This is a genomic window from Cryobacterium sp. AP27 (assembly GCF_056680495.1).
Window position 1 is genome coordinate 2,893,908 of record NZ_CM155285.1, and the last position, 21,067, is coordinate 2,914,974.

Here is a 21,067-nt window from a genome sequence, read left to right on the forward strand (position 1 = left end):
AAGAGGCGCAACCTGCGGAGGGCGAAGAAGAACGCACAAGATGGTCTAACGCCGCGGTCAGGCGGTGAGTGCCGCCGGAGTCCAGGCCGGCCAGGAAGGCTCGCCGACGAGCAGGCCATGGTCATACTCTGCGACGCGGCGGAACGGTTCGGCGGCGGTGCTGTTGTCGAAAACCTCTGTGCGATGCGCCGTGGCGCGGGCCTTGGCGATGAGATCCCACAGTCGCGCGTACCGCTCGCGGATCTTCTGCTCGGGCACGTCATGACCGCCGTACCGCACACGTTCGGCAACACGACTCACAGCCACGTCGACCGGAAGCAAGATCACGTGCAGATGCACGAGGTAGCCGCGTGCGATCGCGTCATCGACGAGGTCGAGCTTGCTCGGGTGGCTGAACACCGTCTCTGTGATGAACGACTCCCGGGCTGCCATCCGGTGCGCGCGCTCCTCGGCCGCGGCGTGAGACGCTGCGTAGGCACACTCGGACTGCGCATCCGGCCAGCGCTCGGCGGCAATAATGTCGGCGTTCACAAACGGAAGATGGGTCACCGGCTCCAGGAGGCGGGCAACGTAGGTGGACTTTCCTGAGCCGTTTGGCCCGGCGAGGATATGAAGGACGGGCACCTGTTAGGCGTCATCGGCGGTGGGCGTCAACGGGTCGTGTGTGACCAGCTTCCCGCCCTGCGCGTCCGCTTCGCTCCATGACCGTCCGGACTGAGTGAATTCGGCAGCGAGATCTAACTTGGCACGTCGCTCGTCCAGCTGCTCATCCCAGCTGGCCCGCACCACTGCTTGGTCACGTTCGCCGAGGTTGTCGTACTCGTAGCCGGCCTCGCCCGCGAGTACACGTTGGACGTCGCGGGGGCTCGTACCCGGCGACGCTTCAAGCTCCCGGCCGATCCGCGCCCAGTGGCTGATCTGTTGCGCCGCGCTGCGGCTTGCAACAGCACCAACCGATTTCGCAGCATCAAACAGGTCGCCGTCCACGCGCATCGGAATCGTGCTGCTCATGCGTCTAGTGTAGCAAGCTGCTACAGGCACCGGGCTGAAAACTTAGAGATCCGGACATATCTTCAGGCAGGGACGCCGGGCGAACACCACGCCGTCGCCCCGGACCGGGCCGGGAAGGTCCATTTCGACAAGGTATTACTGAACGACAAAGGCAGGATGCGGGCGGTGGTGCAGAAGCTGAAACGGTCCGGCACTGTGCTCGTCGTCGTTGATCAGCCGATCGGCGCCCCGCAGATCGAAAAAGGCCCTCTGGACGGTAGAACACCTGACCAGAGGGCCTTTATGTGTAGCGGGAGCGGGAATTGAACCCGCGACACCACGATTATGAGCCGTGTGCTCTAACCAACTGAGCTACCCCGCCACGGGCTTGTGTGCGGCTAGCGCGTACAAGCCTGAGCCCCCTGTGGGAATCGGACCCACTACCTCTTCCTTACCAAGGAAGTGCTCTACCAATGAGCTAAGGGGGCGAAGCTTCCAACTTCGAAGCAGCGCCGCATTTTGGCAACCTGATCAGATTATCACCTGTTTGGACCTCGTGGTGACACCCGGGATACGATGAACAGTGTGAGCACGGATTCAGGGGGAGACCGCGTGGTTCGAATTCTCATTGGCACGCTGCCCACAACCGGTCATGTGAGGCAAGCGTCGGCCTTGGCGCGCGCGCTCGTCGCTGCCGGGCACGAAGTGGCGTGGTACACCGGCTCGGTGTACGGCGACCTCGTTCGCGATTGCGGTGCCACGTTTCACTCCATGTCCGCCCCGGTCGACATGGACGACGACTACGTCCAGCAGATGCACATCGCGGCGGCCACCAGACCCGGGCTGCTCTCGATGAAATGGGCCCTGCTGAACCTATTCATTGCCCCGATCCCGCAGTGGTTCGCCGAGATGGATGAGATTGCGAAAGAGTACCAACCCGACGTCATCCTCACCGAGCACACCTTCATGGCCGGAATTTTCCTGGCCGAGAAGCGCGCGCTGCCGAGCGTGACCTTCTCCTCGACCCCACTCAACATGATGAGCGTCGACACCGCGCCATTCGGCTCCGGCCTGCCCCCCAGCAGGTCCAAGGCGGGGCGGGCGCGCAATCGTCTCTTGAACGCATCCGCCCAACGATGGGTCCTCGGTGAACCACAGGCTGCGGCGAACGCCGTGCGTCGAAAGCTGCGGCTCCCCGAGCGCTCCACCCCGTTCATGAACTGGGGTGTTGAGCTGTCAACGACGTATCTTGCCGCGACCATTCCGGAATTCGAGTATCCGCGATCAGATCTCTCGCCGCAGATCCAGTTCATCGGCGCGCTGATCCCGCCCGAACCCCTCGACTGGTACCCGCCGGCCTGGTGGGGCGACATCGCCGCCGCACGGGACGACGGTCGCCCGGTCGTCGTTGTGACGCAGGGTGCGACCGCGCGTGAACCGCGCCGGCTCCTGCTGCCGGCCGTGGAGGCACTCGCCACGCGAAACGTGTTGGTGATCGGCACGACCGGCGGCCCCGATCCCGATCTCGTGTTGCCGGTGGCGGAGCGCCCTGACAACCTCCGGCTGGCCCGCTTTCTTCCTTTCGAGCGCCTGCTGCCGTCGGCCGACGTTCTGGTGACCAACGGAGGCTACGGCGGAGTGCAGCACGCGCTGTCCCTCGGCATTCCCCTCGTCGTCGCCGGTAACAGCGAAGACAAAATGGAGGTCAACGCCCGCGTGGCGTGGAGCGGCTCCGGCATCTCCCTCGGCCGGCGTGACCCGAGCGCCGAACAGATCGGCCGTGCCGTGGAGTCCGTTCTGACCAACCCGCAGTATTGGTACCGGGCACGCGAACTCCAGAACGCCTACGCCCGCCTGCCCGCTACGAAGCTCGCCATTGACGCCGTCGTGGTCACCGCCGCGCGCCGCCGCTAGCCCCGCGCCTGCACGCCCGCTCACGGCCGGTCGGCGGCGCGCTCATCACTTGACGGAACCGGCCGTGAGGCCGCCCACGATGTACTTCTGCAGCCATAGGAACAGTGCCATCACCGGCAGGGCGGCCAGCACCGCACCGGCCGCGAAGACCGAGTAGTTGGTCGAGAACTCCTGGGAGACGAACTGGTAGAGGCCCACGGCGAGAGTCTGCTTCTCCGGCGAGATGAGCACGACGCTCGCGATCACGAACTCATTCGTCGTCCCCACGAACGAGAGGAGGCCGACAACCGCGAGGATGGGAGCGACCAGACGCAGGATGATCGTGAAGAAGATGCGCGCGTGGCCGGCCCCGTCGATCTTCGCGGCCTCGTCGATGGAGGCCGGGATCGTATTGAAGAAGCCGTACATCAGGTAGGTGTTCACGCCGAGCGCGCCGCCGAGATAGACCATGATGAGCCCGATCTGAGAGTCGAGTCCGATCAGCGGGAAAATGTCTGAGATTCCGTTGAGCAGCAGGAAGATGGCCACGACCGCGAGCAATTGCGGGAACATCTGCACCAGCAGAAGCATCAGCAGCCCGGTACGCCGACCCAGAAAACGCATGCGCGAGAAGGAATATGCCGCGAGGGCCCCAAGGAATACCGTGCACACCGACGTGACGGTGCCGATGATCAGGGTGTTGGCGTACCAGTCGGCGTAAGGCTGCTGCGGCAGGTTGAAGAGTGTCAGGTAGCTGCCGAGGTTCACCTCGCTGAACAGGCCGTTGGCGGTAATGAGCGTGCCGCCGGGGTGCAGCGATGCGGACAGCACGTAGAGCAGCGGGAAGGCGGCGAAGACGCACATCACGATGCCGACGAGGTGCCGCCATCCGGTCTGACGAAACCAGCGTTTGACGGCGAAGGGCCGCTTGGCGGGAATGGATCGGCCGGTCGTGTCTGTGGAAACGAACTTCATGTCAGTTCAACTCCTCAAGCGCCTTGGTCTGCCGGAAGCTGATGATGGAGACCACGGCCACCAACAGGAAGATGACGATCGAAAAAGCGCTTGCGAGGCCGTAGTCCCGGTTGGCCCCGACGAAGGCGACCTTGTAGACCATCGTGATCAGGATGTCGGTGGCGCCGACGTTCACGCCGGCGGTGACGTCACGTGGGCCGCCGTTGGTGAGCATATAGACGAGGTTGAAGTTGTTGAACGCGAAGGCGAACGAGGCGATGAGCAGCGGTGCGACGGAGACCAGCAGCAGCGGCAGCTTGATCAGTCGGAAGATAGCCCAGGGTCTCGCGCCGTCGACGGTCGCGGCCTCCTGCAGCTCCTCGGGGATGGACTGCAGCGCCCCGGTGGTCACCAGAAACATGTAGGGAAAGGTGAGCCACAGGTTCACGAGGATGATGCTGAACTTCGCGAGCCACTCGTTGGTCAGCCAGGGGATCTCCGCCCCGCCGAACAGCACCTGGTTGACGAAACCGAACTGCGGGTTGAGCATTCCGGCCCACACGAGCGCCGACAGGAACCCGGGGAAGGCGTACGGCAGAATGAGGATCACCCGGTACACGTTGCGGCCGCGCATGCGCATGTCGTTGAACACGACGGCAAGGAACAGGCCGAGCGCGAAGGCAGTTCCCACGGACAGGAAGGCGAACGCGAAGGTCCAGATGGTGACGCTGATCAACGGTCCGCGAATGGATTCCGTCGTGAAAGCCTTGGCGAAGTTGTCGAAGCCCACTTCTACTTTCCAACCGGGCAACAATTCCGCGCCGTTCCCCGCGACGAACGACCCGGTGCGCTCGTTCTCGGCGTAGACGAGGTTCTTCGCACTGTCGGTCATCGTGCCGGCCGCCTCGTCATAGACGAGGTCCGAGAGATACAGGTAGGCGCTCGAGCCGTCCGGCGTGCGAAGCGTTCCCTCGTTGGGATCGTCCGAGAGCGGAACCGACAGCGCCGCAATCTGTTCCTGGTTCGCCACGATTTCACTGAACCCGAGGGTGGTGTAGCCGGGCAGCGCGACGGCCTGGCCGGACGCATCCGTTTCGGCATCTTTCACGCGGTGCAGAGGCGTGATTTCGTCGCCGACGCTCACGTTGCCGCTCGGGTCCGTGACGAGAAAGCTGTAGTGGCCGAGGCGCTCCAGCACCACAAGGTCGTAACTGAGCGAATCGGGCACACGCTGCTGCGAGCCGACAATGAGCGAGCTGATCGCATCGTCTTTGGTGCTGTTGTGACCGGTGCCGTAATTGGTGAAGGCGATGTAGCCCGTGTACCCGATAACGAAGATCTGAAACACGGCCAGGAAGATGAGGCCGGGCGTGAGGTATTTCGCCGGCAGCCCGCCGCGACGAAAGTAGATCCAGTTCACGGCAAGAGCCACCGCGAACACGGCGCCGAAGACAAGCCAGTCCTGGCGGAGACCCAGAACGAACAGGGCATACACACTGATCGCGTCGACAACGCCGAGCAACAGGATCTTGACCAGGAGAACCTTCACCCCCACGGATGCCGCGTCGGCGATTCGTCCGGCTCTCCGGGTCTGTTTCGCCTGTCTGACCTGCGCGGCATCGCGCCCCGTCCCGGATCCGGTCATGCTCTTCTGCTCTCTGCCGTGCGGTGTCGTGAGTGGTGGGCGGCGCGTTGCCCCGGCCCGCGGGGGCCGGGGCAACGGGGAGTTACTGAATGGCGGCCTGGATGTCGGCGGTCATCTTCTGCCAGAGCGTCGCCGGGTCGCCCTCGCCGGTGATGATCGCGGCCTCGGTCACGCCCCAGAACTGCCAGACCTTACCCATCTGCGGGATGTTGGGCATGGGCACGGCACTGGCAGCCACGTCACCGAAACCGGCGGTGATCGGGTTTGTCGCGGCCGCCTCGAAGGCGGACGTGAGCGCGGGGGCGCGCCCACCGACCTCGTAGAGCGCCGTCTGCACCTTTTCGGAGCCGATGTAGTTCACGAGGAACTCGTTGGCGGCGAGGGCGTTGGTGGTCTTGGCGCTCACCATGAAACCCTGCACACCCACGAACGGCTGGGCCGGCTCACCGCCTGCCGAGGGAATCGGGTCGATGGCGAGGTCGATGCCGGCCGCCTGGGCGTCCGGCACGTTCCACGGTCCGGTGATGAAGAACGGCGAGGCACCGGCGTTGAACTTCTCTTTGGCGATGTCCCCCGTGACGTTCACGCTGAGGTGACCCGCAGCGCCCTCCTGAGCCAGCCAGGCGGCGTAGGCCTCCCCGCCCGCGTTGCCGATGGACAGATCGGCCGGGTTGTAGCTGCCGTCGGAGTTTGTGCCGAAGACGGGAGCCCCGAAGGACGTCTGGAACGGATACAGGTGGAACGGATCCGACTCGGGGCCCACCTGCACCAGGAACGGGAATTCGGTTCCCGCCGCGGTCCCGGCGGCGATCATGTCGTCGTAGGTGGCCGGGGCGCTGGCAGCAAGCGCGGTGTTGCGCAACAGGGCGATGTTTTCCACCGCGTACGGCACACCGTAGGTCTGGCCCTCGTAGCTCATGGCCGTGACGGCCACCTGCTGGTAATCCGCCGCCGTGTCGCCGAGTTCCACCGGCTGCACGACACCGTTGCTGACGAAGTTGCCGAGCCAGTCGTGTGCCGCGATCGTGATATCGGGGCCCTTGCCGGTGGGAACCTGGGCAATGAACTGCTCCTGGATCTTGGCGAAGTCCTTCTGCACGAGCTTCACATCGACGCCGGATTCCTTCGTGAATTCGGCGGCCGCGTCTTTGAGCACGGCGGCACGGTCGGCGTCGACCCAGACCGTGAGCGTGCTGGAGGTGGAGTCCGCCGGCTCGTCGGCGCCGCCTGCCGAGCAGCCGCTCAGCCCGAGTGATGCCGCCACGGCCACGGCGCCGAACGCCAGCAGGCCCTTCTTGTTCACCTTCATTGGTGTTGCCTTTCGTTGAGAGCGCCGCAGATCGTGCAAGCGTTTACAGGTATAGACGAAGTATGCACTGCCCACCCCCGTTTCGCACGCACATACCCATGGTTTGTTCTCAATCGTTGCCGAGACGTTGCAAGCGTTTGCACTAAGGCTGGATGACGTAGCATTAAGCAATGACAGGCACAGTAATTTCAGACCCCGCGGTTATCGACTCCGCGACCGTGGGCAGCGAGTGGTGGCGCACCGCCGTGATCTACCAGATCTATCCGCGGTCCTTCGCGGACGGCAACGGCGACGGCATGGGCGACCTCGCGGGCATTCAGCAGCGCCTGCCGCAGCTGCGCGATCTCGGCATCGACGCCGTCTGGCTTTCGCCGTTCTACACGTCACCGCAGCGCGATGCCGGCTACGACGTCGCCGACTACTGCGACGTCGATCCTCTCTTCGGCACACTTGACGATTTCGACGCCATGCAAACCGCGGCGCATGAGCTCGGCATTCGCGTGATCATCGACATCGTGCCCAACCACTCATCAAGCGATCATGCCTGGTTCCAGGCCGCGCTCGACTCGGCTCCCGACAGCCCTGAACGCGGCCGGTACATCTTCCGCGACGGAAAGGGCGAATCCGGTCAGCTGCCCCCGAACAACTGGGAATCCGTCTTCGGCGGACGCGCGTGGACCCGCATCGATGAGGCCGACGGCACCCCCGGCCAGTGGTACCTGCACCTGTTCGACAGCACCCAGCCCGATCTGCACTGGGAAAACCCGTGGGTGCGCGAGCAGTTCCGGTCGGTACTGCGCTTCTGGCTCGACCGGGGCGTTGACGGTTTTCGGGTGGACGTTGCCCACGGCATGATCAAGGCAGCCGGTCTTCCCGACTACACGCCGCCAGCCGAGGGCGGCAGCATGGGGGGCGGCGGCACCCCGCTCGAGCCCGGCATCAGCGCCGAACCCGCCGAAACCCCGCCGTTCTGGGCACAGGACGGCGTGCATGAGATCTATCGCGACTGGCACACGGTGCTTGCCGAGTATCCGGGCGACCGTGTGCTCGCCGCTGAAGCCTGGGTCGATCCGCTCACCGAGGTGGCCAAGTGGGTGCGCCCCGACGAAATGCACCAGGCCTTCAACTTCGCCTACCTTGAAACCCCCTGGAACGCGCCCCGGTTGCGTCGCGTCATCGACGATTCCCTCGCGGCGTTCAGCGCCGTCGGAGCCCCCAGCACCTGGGTGCTGTCCAACCACGACGTCGTGCGCCACGCGTCCCGTCTCGCCCTGGGAGCCGAGAACCTGCAGGGCCACGGGATCGGGCCCAAGACGGCGGGCCTGCCCGACACGGCCGTCGGCCTGCGTCGTGCTCGCGCTGCGTCCGCGCTCATGCTCGCCCTGCCCGGCTCGAGCTACATCTATCAGGGTGAAGAACTGGGATTGCCGGAGGTCATCGATCTCCCCGACTCCGCACGTGAAGACCCCACCTGGTTCCGCACCGAGGGCGAACGGTACGGCCGCGACGGATGCCGTGTGCCCATCCCGTGGGAGTCCGCTGCCCCCTCCTACGGTTTCGGCACGTCGAGCGCAAGCTGGTTGCCGCAGCCGGAGGAGTGGGCAGAACTAGCGCGGGATCAGCAGCAGGGCAATCCCGAATCGACCCTGGAGCTCTACACGCTCGCGCTTCGCCTGCGCCGCGAGCACGCGCTCGGTCTCGGCTCGGTGGAGTGGCTGCCCGGATTCCCGGACGATGTCGTGGCCTTCCGCTCCGGTGACGTGACGGTCATTGCCAACACGGGTGCGGCATCCGTGCCACTACCGGGCGGCGACGTCATTCTGGCGAGCGAGCCCATCACGGCCGGCACGCTGCCGGGAGACACCACGGTCTGGCTGCGCTGACGCACGCCACCCTGCTCCCCGGGCACCCTGCGCCCGGGGACAGGCGTGGCAGGACCTGAGCAGGCCTGGCAGGACTTGAACGGGGCTGAACCGGGCCGAACCAGGCCGACGGGCTGAACGTGCGAGCGGTACGTCCGCGCCTGCCCGCTTCGGCGTGCGGAATGAATAAGCCGAAGGCGGGTGAAACCGGCGTGTGGCGCGTGCCACCGGCCGCGGGGGGCCTCGTCCGTGTGGGCCTAGTTCGTGTGCGCGTACAGCCAGGTGAGCGGATTCACCTTGGTGCCGCTTTTCCCGCCCTCGCGGATCTCGAAGTGCAGGTGCGGGCCGGTGGACATTCCGGTTGTGCCGGTCTTGCCGATGACCTGGCCCACCTTCACGACGTCGCCGGTCTCGAAGTTCATCGAGCCGTGGATCATGTGCGCGTACACGCTCGATACGAGTTTGCCGTCGATCATGTGGTCGATGATCATGTGCACCCCGAGGCTGCCCTCACCGTCCTTTGTGTAACTGACCACGCCGTCGGCGATCGCCTGAATGGGCGCGCCGACGCCCGGGTTGAAGTCCTGGCCTCCGTGGTTCGCGGAGCAGCCGGCACAGTTGCGCGGGCCCAGCTGGTCACCAATGTGCACCCCAACGGCGAAGGGCCACTGGATCGTGCCGTTCGGGTTGTTGGTGAACGTCGCTTCCATGCGAATACCGCTCGCGGCCGCGACCTCGGCGATGGTGCTCGACGAGTAACCGTCGCGCTCCACCGTGATGGTGCCACCGCTGGCGATATCCAGCGTCTGTACGCCCTCAACACTGGTACGTGACGCGGCCTGAGCGGATGCCTGAACATCGGCCGTCGACAGCAGCGCCTGGGCGGGAAGCGAGGTTGAAACGGCCATCAGGGTGACGAAGGCCATGGCTGCGACGGTCATGCTCGTCGCCGCGAACTTGCGCATGCGATTGCTCACCGGCTGGGCGCGAGGCGCGGTGCGCGGGCGCGTTGTGGCGGGAACGAAGCCGCCCACCGGGGCGAACGCACCGGACGCAGCGCCGGACTCCGCATTGGTCTCCGAGTGGGCGCGCCTCGGACGAGCTGTGCGACCCTCGGCATTGCTGCGCAGCTCGGAGCGGGTGGGAATCGGGATCGACATCGTCGCGGCATCCGGCAGGATTCGGCTCGCGTCCGATTCCGGTGTGCCCGCGGCAGTCGGCGACGCGACAAGCCGATCGAACTCGCCGGCAACAGGGCTGGGTTCGGCCTGTGCCTCCACGGTGACGGGGCCGGCCGGCACGATGGGCGCAGCGTCGGCACCGGGGGCGTCGTCGCCGCGAGCGGCGTCGGCGGCCGCGTCGGCCTGGCGCTCCCGCTCGCGCAACTCTCGGCGGGTGAGGGGAAGACCGGATCCTGTGGTGTCACTCGCGTCAGGCACAAGGCCAACTGACGGGGAAGAGTGACGTGACAAAGGGAGTCTTTCTGCGCGGGAGAGGGGCCATTGTGGCTACTCTCAGCCGCAATGGAACATAACGAATTGGTCAAGGCTAACCCGAGCGAGCCCAAAAGGCATACTCAAACTTCGAGTCCACCCCCCGAATCGCCGGGACAGATCACGAAGATTCCCTATCTAACCGGGAAAAAAGCTGTTCTAGGAGCGGTGCAAACTGCTCGTAAAGATCGGGGGCGGCCGCCACCAGCAGGTCGATCCCCTCCGCATCCGTACCGAAGGCTCCCACCCGAGCGCCTGCCTCCCGGGCGATAAGAGCACCCGCCGCGTGATCCCACGGGTGCAGGCCGCGCTCGTAGTACACGTCCAGTCGCCCGGCCGCGACCGAACACAGATCCAGCGCCGCGGCGCCCATGCGACGAATGTCCCGCACCTCGCCAATCAGCCCCTGCACGACGGCGGCCTGCCACCGCCGCCGAGTCGCCGCATAGCCGAAGCCGGTTCCGGCGAGCGCGAGCGAGAGCGGCACGCCGCCGTTCACGGCGAGGCGGCGCTCCCCCAGGAATGATCCCTGGCCGACTGCCGCCGCGTAGACCTCCCCGATCGCCGGGTTCACAACGACCCCGGCGAGCGTGTTCCAGGTCGCCGGCGCCGGGTCGCCCTCTACTGCGGCGATGCTGATCGCGTAGTGCGGAATCCCATAGAGATAGTTCACAGTGCCGTCGATCGGGTCAACGACCCAGGTCAATCCGCTGGACCCGGCAGTGGCCTCTGATTCCTCGCCGTAGAAGCCATCACCCGGCCGCGCCACCGCGAGGCGGCCGCGAATGAGCGCCTCAACCTCTCGGTCGGCGTTGGTCACCACGTCTTCCGGCGACGACTTGGACGCCGCAATCTCTACGCCCTCCGCGCGGCGACGATGCGCGAGCTCACCGGCCTCGAGCGCCGTGCGCCGGGCAAGAGCGAGCAGTTCTGAGGTCACGGCGGCAGTCATGCCTCCACGCTACGTGAACCGCCCGGCACATCCGCTTAAAAAGAAATGAGCCCGGATTTCTCCGGGCCCGTTCTTGTGCTGTGGCGAGTGCGAGGTTCGAACTCACGAAGGCTACGCCGTCTGATTTACAGTCAGATCCCTTTGGCCGCTTGGGTAACTCGCCAGCTGCCGCCGACCGGGCAAATTCCACCTAATCGACCGTGCTGAATCAGAATACAAGACGAAGTGCCCCAGCGTGAAATCAGCTCTCAGGAATTGGCGAGATTGGGGCCTCGCTAGGATGAACACCTGCACGTTGCCGCTCAACGAGGGACCCATGGCCGGAATCGAAGACGTCGCCCGCCTGGCGGGCGTGTCCACCGCCACGGTTTCGCGCACCCTGAGCGGCCGCGGCGCGGTCAGGCCGGCAACGCGCCTCAAGGTCGAGGCCGCCGCCGAAGGCCTCGGCTATGTGGTGTCGGCGAGCGCCTCGGGCCTTGCCTCCGGCCGCACCAAGAATATCGGCGTCGTTGTCCCTCTCCTCGGCAGCTGGTTTTTCTCCAGCGTCGTGGAGGGGGCACAGCGCGCCCTCCTGCGCAACGGCTACGACCTCACCCTCTACAACCTGTCCGGCGGCGGAGACGAGCGCGCCAGCGTCTTTGAGCATTTTCTCCTCCGGCAGCGACTGGATGCCGTCATCGCCGTCTCGCTGGAGCTCACCGAACATGAGGTTGATCGCCTGCATTCGGTCGGCAAGCCGCTCGTCGGCGTCGGCGGCCCGATCGGCGGCGTGCGCACGCTCACCATCGACGATGCGGCCGTCGCCCGTGGAGCGACGGAGCATCTGCTGGCACTCGGCCACACCCGCATCGGCCATGTCGGGGGAAGCAAGGCGTTCGACCTCGATTTTCACCTGCCCACGAACCGACGTTTCGGTTACGAGGCAGCCCTCGAGGGAGCCGGGATCGCCGTGTCGATGGATCTGCTGGAACCGGCCGACTTCACGATGCGTGGCGGTTACCAGGCCGCGCGCCGACTGCTGGAACGGGAGCACGGTCGGCCGAGCGCCATCTTTGCGGCCTCAGACGAAATGGCGATCGGGTGCATCCTCGCCGCGAGGGATCTCGGACTCTCGGTGCCTTGTGACGTGTCCGTCATCGGCATTGACGACCACGAGCTCGCCGACTTCTTCGGCCTCACGACCATGGCGCAGTTCCCGCAGGCCCAGGGCGAGAAGGCCGTGGAGATCCTGATGGAGCAGCTGCACCCCGACGACCACGAATCGGGCGATCTGAACCTCCCGATGCCGTTCGAACTCGTGATGCGTTCCAGCACCGCCCGCCCCGCGAGCTGATCCGGGACATCGCGCCGGGATCTCTCCCCGGCGGCGCCGCACCGGCCCGGTACGATGGAGCCATGGCAGATTCAACGTTCGACATCGTTAGCAAGGTCGACCCGATGGAGGTCGACAACGCCCTCAACCAGGCACACAAGGAGGTCGCCCAGCGGTACGACTTCAAGAATGTGGGCGCCTCGATCGCGATGAGCGGCGAGAAGGTCCTCATGAAGGCCAACACGGAGGAACGCGTCAAGGCCATCCTCGAGGTGTTCGAGTCCAAGCTCATCAAGCGCGGAATTTCCCTGCGCAGCCTCGACGCGGGTGAGCCGTTCGCGTCGGGCAAGGAATACCGCATCGAAACCACGATGAAGGCCGGTATCGACCAGGAGAACGCGAAGAAGATCGGCAAGATCATTCGCGATGAGGGGCCCAAGGGCGTCAAGAGCCAGATCCAGGGCGACGAACTGCGCGTGAGCTCCAAGAGCCGCGACGACCTGCAGTCGGTGATGGCGTTGCTGAAGGGCAAGGACCTCGACGTGGCCCTGCAATTCGTCAACTTCCGCTAGCGAGCGCCCGCGGCATCCGTGGTCGGCGCATCGCCCCGCGGTCTCTAACTCACGAAATCCGTCGGCGGCGACGCATCCGGCCGCAGTAGTCCGCGGGCTGCCCCTCGCCCCACGTGCGGATCTCCTGAATTAGGGACCGGGCAGGGGCGAGCGGATGCCACGCGGCGGAGGGTCAGGGCTGCTCGCCGCGCGAGATGGCGACCATCTCGTCCCGGGGAACGACCTTCACCCGGGTGCGACCGGATGCCTCGCCCAGCGCGATTTCGTGCTGGTCGAGGTTGCGCCAGCCGTCCAGCCCGGTGTATTGCACACCGCGCTCGTCGAGCAGCGCCACGATGCTCGCCTCGTCCGGCGCCTCGGGGTGCCACCAGTTGCCCAGGTCATTGATGAGGTGGCGCACCGTTTCCATCGCATCAGACTTGGTGTGCCCGATCAGGCCCACCGGTCCGCGTTTGATCCAGCCGGTGGCGTAGACGCCGTACATCTGCTGGTTGAAGAGGCCGCCGGTTCCCGCTTCAGGGTCGCGTCGCAGCACCTGCCCTTCGCGGTTGGGGATGACGCCGCGCTTCTTGTCGAAGGGCACGCCCGCGAGCTCCGAACCGAAGTAACCGACCGCCCGATACACGGCCTGAACGGGGATCTCGCGCATCTCGCCCGTGCCCACGACGCCGCCGGCGCCGTCGCGGGTCGTGCGCTCCCAGCGGAACGCCCCCACGCGGCCCGTGCCGTCGTCGACGATTTCCACCGGCTTGGCGAAGAAGTGCAGGTGCAGTCGACGACTCGCGCTGCCGGTCTCTCTCTGCCGCCACTGATTGAGCACCTTGTCGATCACGAAGACCTGCTTGTTGCTCGTCACCGCGTCCCGCGCAGCATCGTCGTAGTCGAAGTCCTCATCGTGCAGGATCATGTCCACATCGCGTAGCTCGCCGAGCTCACGCAGTTCGAGCGGAGTGAACTTCACGGATGTCGGACCACGGCGACCGAAGATGTGTACGTCGGTCACCGGTGACGCGGTGAGGCCGGCGTAGACGTTCTCCGGGATCTCGGTGGGCAACAGGTCGTCGGCGTGCTTCACGAGCATGCGAGCCACGTCGAGGGCCACGTTGCCGTTGCCGATCACGGCGATTTCCTTCGCCTCGAGCGGCCAGCTGCGTGGCACGTCGGGGTGCCCGTCAAACCAGCTCACGAAATCGGCTGCTCCGTAGGATCCGTCAAGACCGGCGCCGGGGATGTTCAGATCGGCGTCCTTGACGGCGCCGGTGGAGAAGATCACCGCGTTGTAGTGCTTCTTGAGGTCGGCGAGGGTGAGGTCCACGCCGAAGCGCACGTTTCCGAACACCCGAATATCGCCACTGTCGAGCACTCCGCGCAGCGCGGTGACGATGCCCTTGATGCGCGGATGATCGGGCGCGACCCCGTAGCGCACCAGCCCGTACGGTGCCGGCAAGTGGTCGAACAGGTCAATGGAGACCTCAAAGTTGCGTTCCGCTTTCAGCAGGATATCGGCGGCGTAGATGCCCGCGGGTCCTGCACCGACGATGGCCAATCGTAATTTGGTCACTGAGGCTCTTTCTAACTTGATCGCTCGACGATGGTCTCGGCGAACCGGGTGAGCGCCTTCTTGACCGGCCCGGTGGGCAGCGGCGAGAGGGCGGCGACGGCGTCACGGGCCCACGAATGCGCCTCGGCCAGGGTTTCGGCGGTCACGGGATGCTCCCGCAACGCGGTGATGGCGGAGTCGGCGGCTTCCGCTTCCACGCTGTTGCTCGCCATGACGTCGCGCTCGAGGCGGGCCAGGAGCGCGGCGTCGGCGTCATTCGTCGACGCGCGCTCGCGCAGCCGCAACAACGGTAGGGTCGCGACGCCGGCGCGCAGGTCGGTTCCGGGAACCTTGCCCGTTTCCTTCGGCTGGGGCGAGAGATCGAGCACATCGTCGATCAGCTGGAAGGCCACGCCGATTTTTTCCCCGAAGGAGACGACGGGCTGCTCGTACTCGACCGGCGCGTTCGAGAAGACCACTCCGGCCTGCGCCGCCGCGGCAATGAGCGAACCGGTCTTGTCGCCCAGCACGCCGATGTAGTGCTCGACCGGGTCCTCGTAGGCGCGAGGGCCCACGGTCTCGCGGAACTGCCCCATGACGAGTCGTTCGAAGGTGGCAGCCTGGAGCCGGATGGCACGTTCACCGAGACGGGCCATCAGCTGGCTCGCCCGCGCAAAGAGCAGGTCCCCGGTCAGGATGGCTATGGAGTTGCCCCAGACTGCCTGGGCGCTCGGCACGCCGCGGCGCTTGTCCGCGTCGTCCATCACATCGTCGTGGTACAGCGAGGCGAGGTGCGTGAGCTCGATCGCACTGGCGGCCGTGACCACGTCGGGGACGGCGCCGTCGCCCAGATGCGCGGTGAGCAGGGCGAGCATGGGGCGCACGCGTTTGCCGCCCGCGTTAAACAGGTAGCGGCTCGTCGCGTTGGCGATGTCGTTGGCATAGACGAGCTCGGCGATGAGCGACGTCTCCACCTCTTCGATTCCCTGGTCGATGTTCGCGGCCAGGCCACGATCGGCGGCCGAGGCGAAAATGCGCTCGCTGAGCCCGAGTTGGCTCGTCACGGAGGGGCTGCGCCGCACCACAGGGGTTCTAGGTTTCACTGTTTCGGCCTAACGAATGGGGAGAAAAAGACTCAGGACGCGGATTCGGCCGCAGGCAGCCCTGTAGCTGGTGATTCCACCAGGGGTTTGATTCCCCGGTGCAGGGCAACAATACCGAGGGTGAGGTTGCGGTACGCAACCCCCTCGTACCCCACATCGCGCAGCCAGCCGCTGAGCGTCGCCTGTGCGGGCCAGGCCGCGATCGATTCGCCGAGGTAGTCATACGCTTCCGCGTTGGACGAGGCGAGCCGCACGATCGCGGGCATGATGTGGTTCAGATAGGCGAAATAGCCGACGCGAACCGGCGTCGCCGGAGGGGTGGAGAACTCACAAATCACGATGCGCCCACCGGGCTTGGTCACCCGGTAGAACTCGTCAAGCGCCTTCTGCGGGAGCACCACATTGCGCAGGCCGAAGCTGATCGTGACGGCATCGAATTCACCGTCCTCGAACGGCAGGTCCGTGGCATCCGCCTGCACGAACTCGATGTGGGGATTGTCGGCGTGCCGCTCACGGCCGACCTCGATCATTCCGGCCGAGAAGTCAGCGGCAACAACATGGGCGCCGGTGCGGGCGAGGGCCGCGCTCGACGTTCCCGTTCCCGCGGCGATGTCGAGGATGCGTTCCCCCGCTTGCGGCGCGACGGCCCGTGTGGTCACGACGCGCCACAGAGTCGCGTTGCCCATCGACAGCACGGCGTTGGTGCGGTCGTAGTGCGCGGCGACCTCATCGAACATGGCAGCCACCTGCGCGGGGCGTTTGTTCAGGTCTGCTCTATTCACCACACCAGTCTAGGTTGCACAGGTGTGAGCCGGATGGACACACGGGCGGGCGTAGTCTAATCAGGTGAATGTGCAGGCACTAACGGTCGAAACCTCCCCCATTGCCGATATCCGCCAACTGGTCCTGCTCCTCGACCAACGTCAGCCCCTGCTGTGGATGCGCCGCAACCAGGGCCTGGCCGGCATCGGCTCAGCCCTGCGGCTCGAATTTTCCGGCCCCAACCGCATGACGGATGCCGCGGCGGCCTGGCAGGCGGTGGTCGCCGCCGCGACGGTGACCGACCCGCTGCAGCGCACCGGCACCGGTCTGCTCGCGTTCGGCGCGTTCGCGTTCGACGAGTCCTCCGCAGAGACCAGTGTGCTCATCGTGCCTGAGGTCATTGTCGGGCGCGAGAACGGGCAGTGCTGGGTGACCCGCATCTGGCCGACCGGTGCGAGCGCTCCGACGCATTCGCTCACCCTCGACCCGCTCGGCAACGAGTACCGCATCTCGCTGCTCCCGGGGGCGCTGCCGGCCGCCGGGTATCGCGGCGCCGTCGCCGAGGCAGTCGCCCGGATCGGCGAGCAGCCGATCAACAAGGTCGTGCTGGCACGCGACCTGGTGGGCCGCTTGCCCGAAGAGTCGGACCTGCGCCGCGCCATCACGAAGCTCGCGCTCGGCTACCCGGATTGCTGGACCTACGCGGTGGACGGGCTCGTGGGTTCCAGCCCCGAAACGCTCATCCGCGCGGACCACGGCGAGGTGAACGCCCGTGTGCTCGCCGGCACGATTTCGCGGGGAGTGGATGCTGTCGCCGACACGGAGGCGGCCCTCGCTCTCGCCACCTCCACCAAGGACGGCGACGAGCACGAGTTCGCCGTGCAGAGCGTTCTCAAGTCGCTGCGTCCGCACACCTCCGTCCTCACGTCGAGCGACATTCCGTTCACCGTGAAGCTCCCGAACCTGTGGCATCTGGCCACCGACGTGGAGGGCACGCTGAGCGACGGGTCCACCTCGCTGGACCTGATCGCCGCACTGCACCCGACCGCGGCCGTCGCCGGAACCCCCACGGACAGCGCCCAGGACCTCATTCGCGAACTCGAACCGTTCGACCGCGGCCGCTACGCCGGCCCGGTGGGCTGGGTTGGAGCCGACGGAGACGGAGAATGGGCGATCGCGCTGCGCTGCGCCCAGGTGAGCGCCTCGGGCATTGTCACGGCATATGCCGGTTGCGGCATAGTGCTGGATTCCGATCCCGAGCGGGAACTCGCCGAGACGAAGATGAAGTTTCGTCCCATCGTGGAGGCCTTCGGCTAGTCCCGGTGTACGCTCCCGGCATGGAGATTGTGCTCGTTCCCGGATTCTGGCTCGATGCGTCATCGTGGGCGGAGGTCACGGTACCGCTGGTGGCGGCGGGGCACCGGGTCTTTCCGCTGACCCTGCCCGGGCTGGAGTCGGTGCAGGCGGACCGCCGCGGCATCGGGCTGCAGGACCACATCGATGCCGTGGTCGAGGTCGTCGATGACCTGCGCGACCCGATCGTGCTCGTGGGTCATTCCGGTGGCGGTGCGATCATTCACGCTGTCGTCGATGCCCGGTCGGAACGGATCACCCGAGCCGTCTACGTGGACAGTGTTCCGCTGCCCGGCGGAGACAGCATCAACACGGCGCTGCCCGCCGACGGAGACGACATTCCGCTGCCTCCCTGGGACGATTTCAGCGCGGCGGACGTTGTGGGTCTCACCCCGTCCCTGCGCACCATGTTCCGGGAACGGGCCGTGCCGCAACCTCGCGGAGTGGCCTACGACGCACAGCGCCTCCACGACGAACGCAGATTCTCGGTGCCGGCCACCGTCATCGCCTGCGAGTTCACATCTGCCGATCTGGCGGGCTGGATCGCAGCCGACGTGCCCGACGTCGCGGAACTCGCCCGCCTCACCGACCTGGAGGTCGTGGACCTGCCGACCGGGCACTGGCCGCAGTTCACGCGTCCGGCCGAGCTCGGGGCCGCGATCCTGGCCGCCATCGACCGGACCGCGACCGGCTGACCCGGAACCGCCGAACGCGGCGACGCTCCCAACCCACCTGCGGGTGCGGCGCGGTTTTCCCCGGCTTGAGCGGCAGGGAGCTCACGTCACGCAGCCGCTGAGGTCGCCCGCTTTCCGCTCAGATGTTCAGCACCAGGGTGGGGGTCGTGGCGCGGGACACGCAGGGGTACATGATGCGCAGTGTCTCCTTGTCGTCGTCGTCCATCACGGAGTCAAGGTGTTCCGCTTCGCCGGCGAGCACCCGTACCTCGCAGGTTCCGCAGACGCCCTTGCGGCAGGAACCGAGAACGGGTACGCCGTTCTCCTCGAGCGCCTCCAGCACGCTCTGCCCGGCCGGAACGTCGAAGGCCTTGCGGCTCTTGCGGCACTCCACGTGCACGGGCACGGCCGGTCGAGCGGCCCGCTCGAGCGCTACAAAGCGCTCGAGGTGCATGCATTCGGGCGGTACGCGGGCGGCCACCGCGTTCATGAGCGACTCCGGCCCGCAGCAGTAGATCTGCCCGGCCACGTGGTCGATCACCTCTTCGATGTTGAGGCTCTCGGCGTACTCGTCGCTGGCCCGGATGAGCACTCGACCCGGGTAGCGCGCTTCGAGCTCCGCGGCGAAGGCCATGGTTCGGCGGCTGCGCCCCACGTACACGAGGTGCCAGTCGCGCTGAGCGGGCAGGGACTCGATCATCGCCTTCATCGGCGTGATGCCGATTCCACCGGCGATGAAGAGGTATTCGGGAGCGGGTTCCAGTTCGAAGTGGTTGAGCGGACCCGATACCTCGATCGTCATCCCGGCGGCCACGTGCTCGTGGATCCACTCGCTGCCGCCCTCCGAGTCTGTGGTGCGCAGCACGGCGATGTCGTAGTGGTGCCGGTCGGCCGGATCGCCGCAGAGCGAATACTGGCGGTCGAGACCGTTGGGCAGGTGCAGGGTGAGGTGTGCCCCGGGCTGCCAGAACGGCAACGGTGCCCGATCCTGGCCCTCCAAACGGATGGCGAGCACGCCGTCCGCGACCGGCGTCACGCTGACCACCGTGAGGCCGCGCTGTTCGGGCTGCGGCACAGGCGAGGCCCCGCCCGGGGCAGCGCGCTTCGCGTCGATCTTGCGAGCGGGCCGGGTGGCGGTTCCGGTGGAAATGCGCATGATGATCGCTACCGCTACAACAGCGATCAGGCTGACGGAGACGATTTTGTACCAGAGGGATCCGACATCCGTTCCGGTGAAACCGGCGTGGAAGGAGATCAGAATGAGCGCGGCGAAGCTCGAGTAGTGGATGCCCTTCCAGAATTTGCGGGGCAGGCGGTTCATCAGCAGCGATGCCCCCTGAACGGCTACGAGCAGGTAAAAGGCCAGGATTCCCAGCGCCACGGGCAATGCCTTGAAGTCGGTCGCGAACGGAACGAGCACCTCAGCAGGGGTGAAGGCGAGCCACTTGTCGAAGATGAGCGAGACCATGTGGAGGCCCACCATGATGAGCATCGTGCCGCCGAGGAAGCGGTGCAGGTCCTGCAACCAGGCGGGGTTGTCGACGCGGCGCATCACGCGGGTGGAGAGCAGGATGCCCCAGACGACGGATGCCGTCATCAGCGCCCACGCGATGATGGCACTGGCCCGAGAGATATACCACCAGAGGTGCGGCTCGTTCATGAGTAATTCCTCCAATTCACTGAAGCGGTCATTGTTCCCGTGTCGTCGATCACGAGACCTGCGGCGCCCACGGCGGGCAGCCAGGCGAGATACTCGGTGGCATCCCGCAGAAAACCGGGCTTGGTCAGGGATTCCGCCCGAGATCCCGTCGCCGCGATGACGGAAACAGTTTGAATGCTGCTAAGAACGCTGTCATGTGCGCGGGGGCTGATGAGGTGGTGTCGCTCGCCGTCCTGCGTGCTCCAGCGTCGCTTACGCTGGCTTGAGGTGACGAGTGCTCCGGAGGCAAGCCGTACGATTGCGGAATGCTCCGGTGATGCGCCAGATTCGGCGTCGGTCGCCGTCGTGCGCAGGGGGTTCTCGACCCCGAGCCGCCAGGCCACGTCGTCGGGCGCTTGACCGGCCACGACAATGTCACCGCCGATTTCGGCCAGCGCGCCCCAGACTCCCCCGGCGAGCGCATCCTCGCAGACGAGGTCGGCGGTGAGGCCTTTGCCGATGCCGCCCGGGTCGATCGTCGTGCCCAGCGGCATCCGCACGGTGTTGCCGTCAATGGCGATGCCACGCACGTGGCCGGGCGCGCGCGCCGACTGCGGCAGAGAGGTGATTCGGCTGGCGTCCAGAACGGATGCGGTGTAGCCCGCGGCCACGAGGTCGGGCAGGAGGGTGGGATCGTAGTCGCCGGAGGTGAGTACGGCGGCATCCTTCATGGCGGTGATCAACCTCACGGTGAGCGGGTCGACCGTGACCGCACGGCCTTCCGCCCAGTTCAGTCGGGTCACGTCGCTGTCGGGCAGGAACCGGCTCCAGAGTCGCTCACAGCGGTCGGCGAGCGCGAAGGCCCGCGTGAGCGCGGTCGGCCCGCCGCCCACGAGCATGACGGATGCCCGACCGCCCATCAGCGTCTGGGCACGCGAGACGCACTCCGGTCTGGTTTTTGTTTCGGAGAAAACCGCACGGAGCGCGTCGCGCGCGATCTGCGGGTCGGTCATC

At 66.2% G+C, this 21,067-nt stretch carries 18 protein-coding genes, 3 tRNA genes and 1 pseudogene; 7 read left to right on the forward strand and 15 right to left on the reverse strand.

Annotation, left to right across the window (positions count from 1 at the left end):
- Positions 1-57 precede the first annotated feature (57 nt).
- Together AC1MB9_RS13645 and AC1MB9_RS13650 are read right to left on the reverse strand one after the other, a co-directional pair.
- Complete coding sequence (locus tag AC1MB9_RS13645; RefSeq protein ID WP_479962483.1) at positions 58-624, reverse strand: ATPase; 567 nt, start codon at positions 622-624, stop codon at positions 58-60.
- Positions 625-627: 3 nt separating this feature from the next.
- A complete protein-coding gene (locus tag AC1MB9_RS13650) occupies positions 628-1,011 on the reverse strand; it encodes a TA system antitoxin ParD family protein (RefSeq protein ID WP_479962484.1) in 384 nt (127 codons plus the stop codon).
- A gap of 48 nt (positions 1,012-1,059) precedes the next feature.
- Here AC1MB9_RS13650 and AC1MB9_RS13655 point away from each other — a divergent pair.
- A pseudogene (locus AC1MB9_RS13655) lies at positions 1,060-1,239 on the forward strand (hypothetical protein); the annotation flags it as partial.
- A gap of 59 nt (positions 1,240-1,298) precedes the next feature.
- On the opposite strand, the gene AC1MB9_RS13660 reads toward AC1MB9_RS13655, so the two are convergent.
- Together AC1MB9_RS13660 and AC1MB9_RS13665 are read right to left on the reverse strand one after the other, a co-directional pair.
- Positions 1,299-1,372: transfer RNA gene (locus AC1MB9_RS13660), tRNA-Met, on the reverse strand.
- Between the two features lie 34 nt (positions 1,373-1,406).
- A tRNA-Thr gene (locus AC1MB9_RS13665) sits at positions 1,407-1,478 on the reverse strand.
- Between the two features lie 97 nt (positions 1,479-1,575).
- On the opposite strand from AC1MB9_RS13665, the gene AC1MB9_RS13670 reads away from it, so the two are divergent.
- A complete protein-coding gene (locus tag AC1MB9_RS13670; RefSeq protein WP_479962485.1) occupies positions 1,576-2,904 on the forward strand; it encodes a glycosyltransferase in 1,329 nt (442 codons plus the stop codon).
- 45 nt (positions 2,905-2,949) lie between these two features.
- On the opposite strand, the gene AC1MB9_RS13675 is transcribed toward AC1MB9_RS13670, so the two are convergent.
- The 3 genes from AC1MB9_RS13675 to AC1MB9_RS13685 all read right to left on the reverse strand — a co-directional run bounded on the left by AC1MB9_RS13675 (position 2,950) and on the right by AC1MB9_RS13685 (position 6,791).
- Complete coding sequence (locus AC1MB9_RS13675) at positions 2,950-3,858, reverse strand: sugar ABC transporter permease (protein WP_479962486.1); 909 nt, start codon at positions 3,856-3,858, stop codon at positions 2,950-2,952.
- Between the two features lies 1 nt (position 3,859).
- Entirely contained in the window at positions 3,860-5,482 is a 1,623-nt protein-coding gene (locus AC1MB9_RS13680) for an ABC transporter permease subunit (protein WP_479962487.1), read from the reverse strand.
- Positions 5,483-5,564: 82 nt separating this feature from the next.
- Positions 5,565-6,791 (reverse strand): sugar ABC transporter substrate-binding protein, encoded by a 1,227-nt coding sequence (locus tag AC1MB9_RS13685; RefSeq protein ID WP_479962488.1) that lies wholly within the window; start codon positions 6,789-6,791, stop codon positions 5,565-5,567.
- Positions 6,792-6,961: 170 nt separating this feature from the next.
- Here AC1MB9_RS13685 and AC1MB9_RS13690 point away from each other — a divergent pair, with 170 nt between their 5' ends.
- On the forward strand, positions 6,962-8,674 hold the full coding sequence (locus AC1MB9_RS13690) for a glycoside hydrolase family 13 protein (RefSeq protein ID WP_479962489.1): 1,713 nt from the start codon (positions 6,962-6,964) through the stop codon (positions 8,672-8,674).
- A 236-nt stretch (positions 8,675-8,910) separates the two neighbouring features.
- Here the strand turns inward: AC1MB9_RS13690 and AC1MB9_RS13695 are convergent, their stop codons facing one another.
- The 3 genes from AC1MB9_RS13695 to AC1MB9_RS13705 form a co-directional block, all read right to left on the reverse strand.
- Positions 8,911-10,092, reverse strand: coding sequence for a M23 family metallopeptidase (locus AC1MB9_RS13695; protein ID WP_479962490.1), 1,182 nt, complete (start codon positions 10,090-10,092; stop codon positions 8,911-8,913).
- Between the two features lie 175 nt (positions 10,093-10,267).
- A complete protein-coding gene (locus AC1MB9_RS13700) occupies positions 10,268-11,098 on the reverse strand; it encodes an inositol monophosphatase family protein (protein ID WP_479962491.1) in 831 nt (276 codons plus the stop codon).
- A gap of 81 nt (positions 11,099-11,179) precedes the next feature.
- Positions 11,180-11,261: transfer RNA gene (locus AC1MB9_RS13705), tRNA-Tyr, on the reverse strand.
- 153 nt (positions 11,262-11,414) lie between these two features.
- On the opposite strand from AC1MB9_RS13705, the gene AC1MB9_RS13710 reads away from it, so the two are divergent.
- Both AC1MB9_RS13710 and AC1MB9_RS13715 read left to right on the forward strand, forming a co-directional pair.
- Positions 11,415-12,431, forward strand: coding sequence for a LacI family DNA-binding transcriptional regulator (locus AC1MB9_RS13710; RefSeq protein ID WP_479962492.1), 1,017 nt, complete (start codon positions 11,415-11,417; stop codon positions 12,429-12,431).
- 62 nt (positions 12,432-12,493) lie between these two features.
- The gene (locus tag AC1MB9_RS13715; RefSeq protein ID WP_134173225.1) at positions 12,494-12,982 is read left to right on the forward strand and encodes a YajQ family cyclic di-GMP-binding protein; all 489 of its coding nucleotides are present in this window, start codon (positions 12,494-12,496) and stop codon (positions 12,980-12,982) included.
- A 172-nt stretch (positions 12,983-13,154) separates the two neighbouring features.
- On the opposite strand, the gene AC1MB9_RS13720 is transcribed toward AC1MB9_RS13715, so the two are convergent.
- From AC1MB9_RS13720 to AC1MB9_RS13730, 3 genes are read right to left on the reverse strand one after another with little or no spacing between them, the layout of a single operon-like run.
- Positions 13,155-14,543 carry an FAD-dependent oxidoreductase gene (locus AC1MB9_RS13720; RefSeq protein WP_479962493.1) on the reverse strand — a complete coding sequence of 463 codons (1,389 nt, stop codon included), beginning with the start codon at positions 14,541-14,543 and terminating at the stop codon, positions 13,155-13,157.
- 11 nt (positions 14,544-14,554) lie between these two features.
- Positions 14,555-15,625, reverse strand: coding sequence for a polyprenyl synthetase family protein (locus AC1MB9_RS13725; RefSeq protein WP_479962494.1), 1,071 nt, complete (start codon positions 15,623-15,625; stop codon positions 14,555-14,557).
- 32 nt (positions 15,626-15,657) lie between these two features.
- Positions 15,658-16,407 carry a class I SAM-dependent methyltransferase gene (locus AC1MB9_RS13730; RefSeq protein ID WP_479962495.1) on the reverse strand — a complete coding sequence of 250 codons (750 nt, stop codon included), beginning with the start codon at positions 16,405-16,407 and terminating at the stop codon, positions 15,658-15,660.
- 70 nt (positions 16,408-16,477) lie between these two features.
- Here AC1MB9_RS13730 and AC1MB9_RS13735 point away from each other — a divergent pair, with 70 nt between their 5' ends.
- A complete protein-coding gene (locus AC1MB9_RS13735; protein ID WP_479964652.1) occupies positions 16,478-17,704 on the forward strand; it encodes an isochorismate synthase in 1,227 nt (408 codons plus the stop codon).
- A 20-nt stretch (positions 17,705-17,724) separates the two neighbouring features.
- Positions 17,725-18,435, forward strand: coding sequence for an alpha/beta fold hydrolase (locus AC1MB9_RS13740; protein WP_479962496.1), 711 nt, complete (start codon positions 17,725-17,727; stop codon positions 18,433-18,435).
- 118 nt (positions 18,436-18,553) lie between these two features.
- Here AC1MB9_RS13740 and AC1MB9_RS13745 read toward each other — a convergent pair whose 3' ends face one another.
- Positions 18,554-20,074 carry a 2Fe-2S iron-sulfur cluster-binding protein gene (locus AC1MB9_RS13745; RefSeq protein ID WP_479962497.1) on the reverse strand — a complete coding sequence of 507 codons (1,521 nt, stop codon included), beginning with the start codon at positions 20,072-20,074 and terminating at the stop codon, positions 18,554-18,556.
- Positions 20,071-21,066 (reverse strand): FAD:protein FMN transferase, encoded by a 996-nt coding sequence (locus AC1MB9_RS13750; RefSeq protein ID WP_479962498.1) that lies wholly within the window; start codon positions 21,064-21,066, stop codon positions 20,071-20,073. The genes AC1MB9_RS13745 and AC1MB9_RS13750 overlap by 4 nt, the downstream gene beginning before the upstream one ends.
- Position 21,067 lies beyond the last annotated feature (1 nt).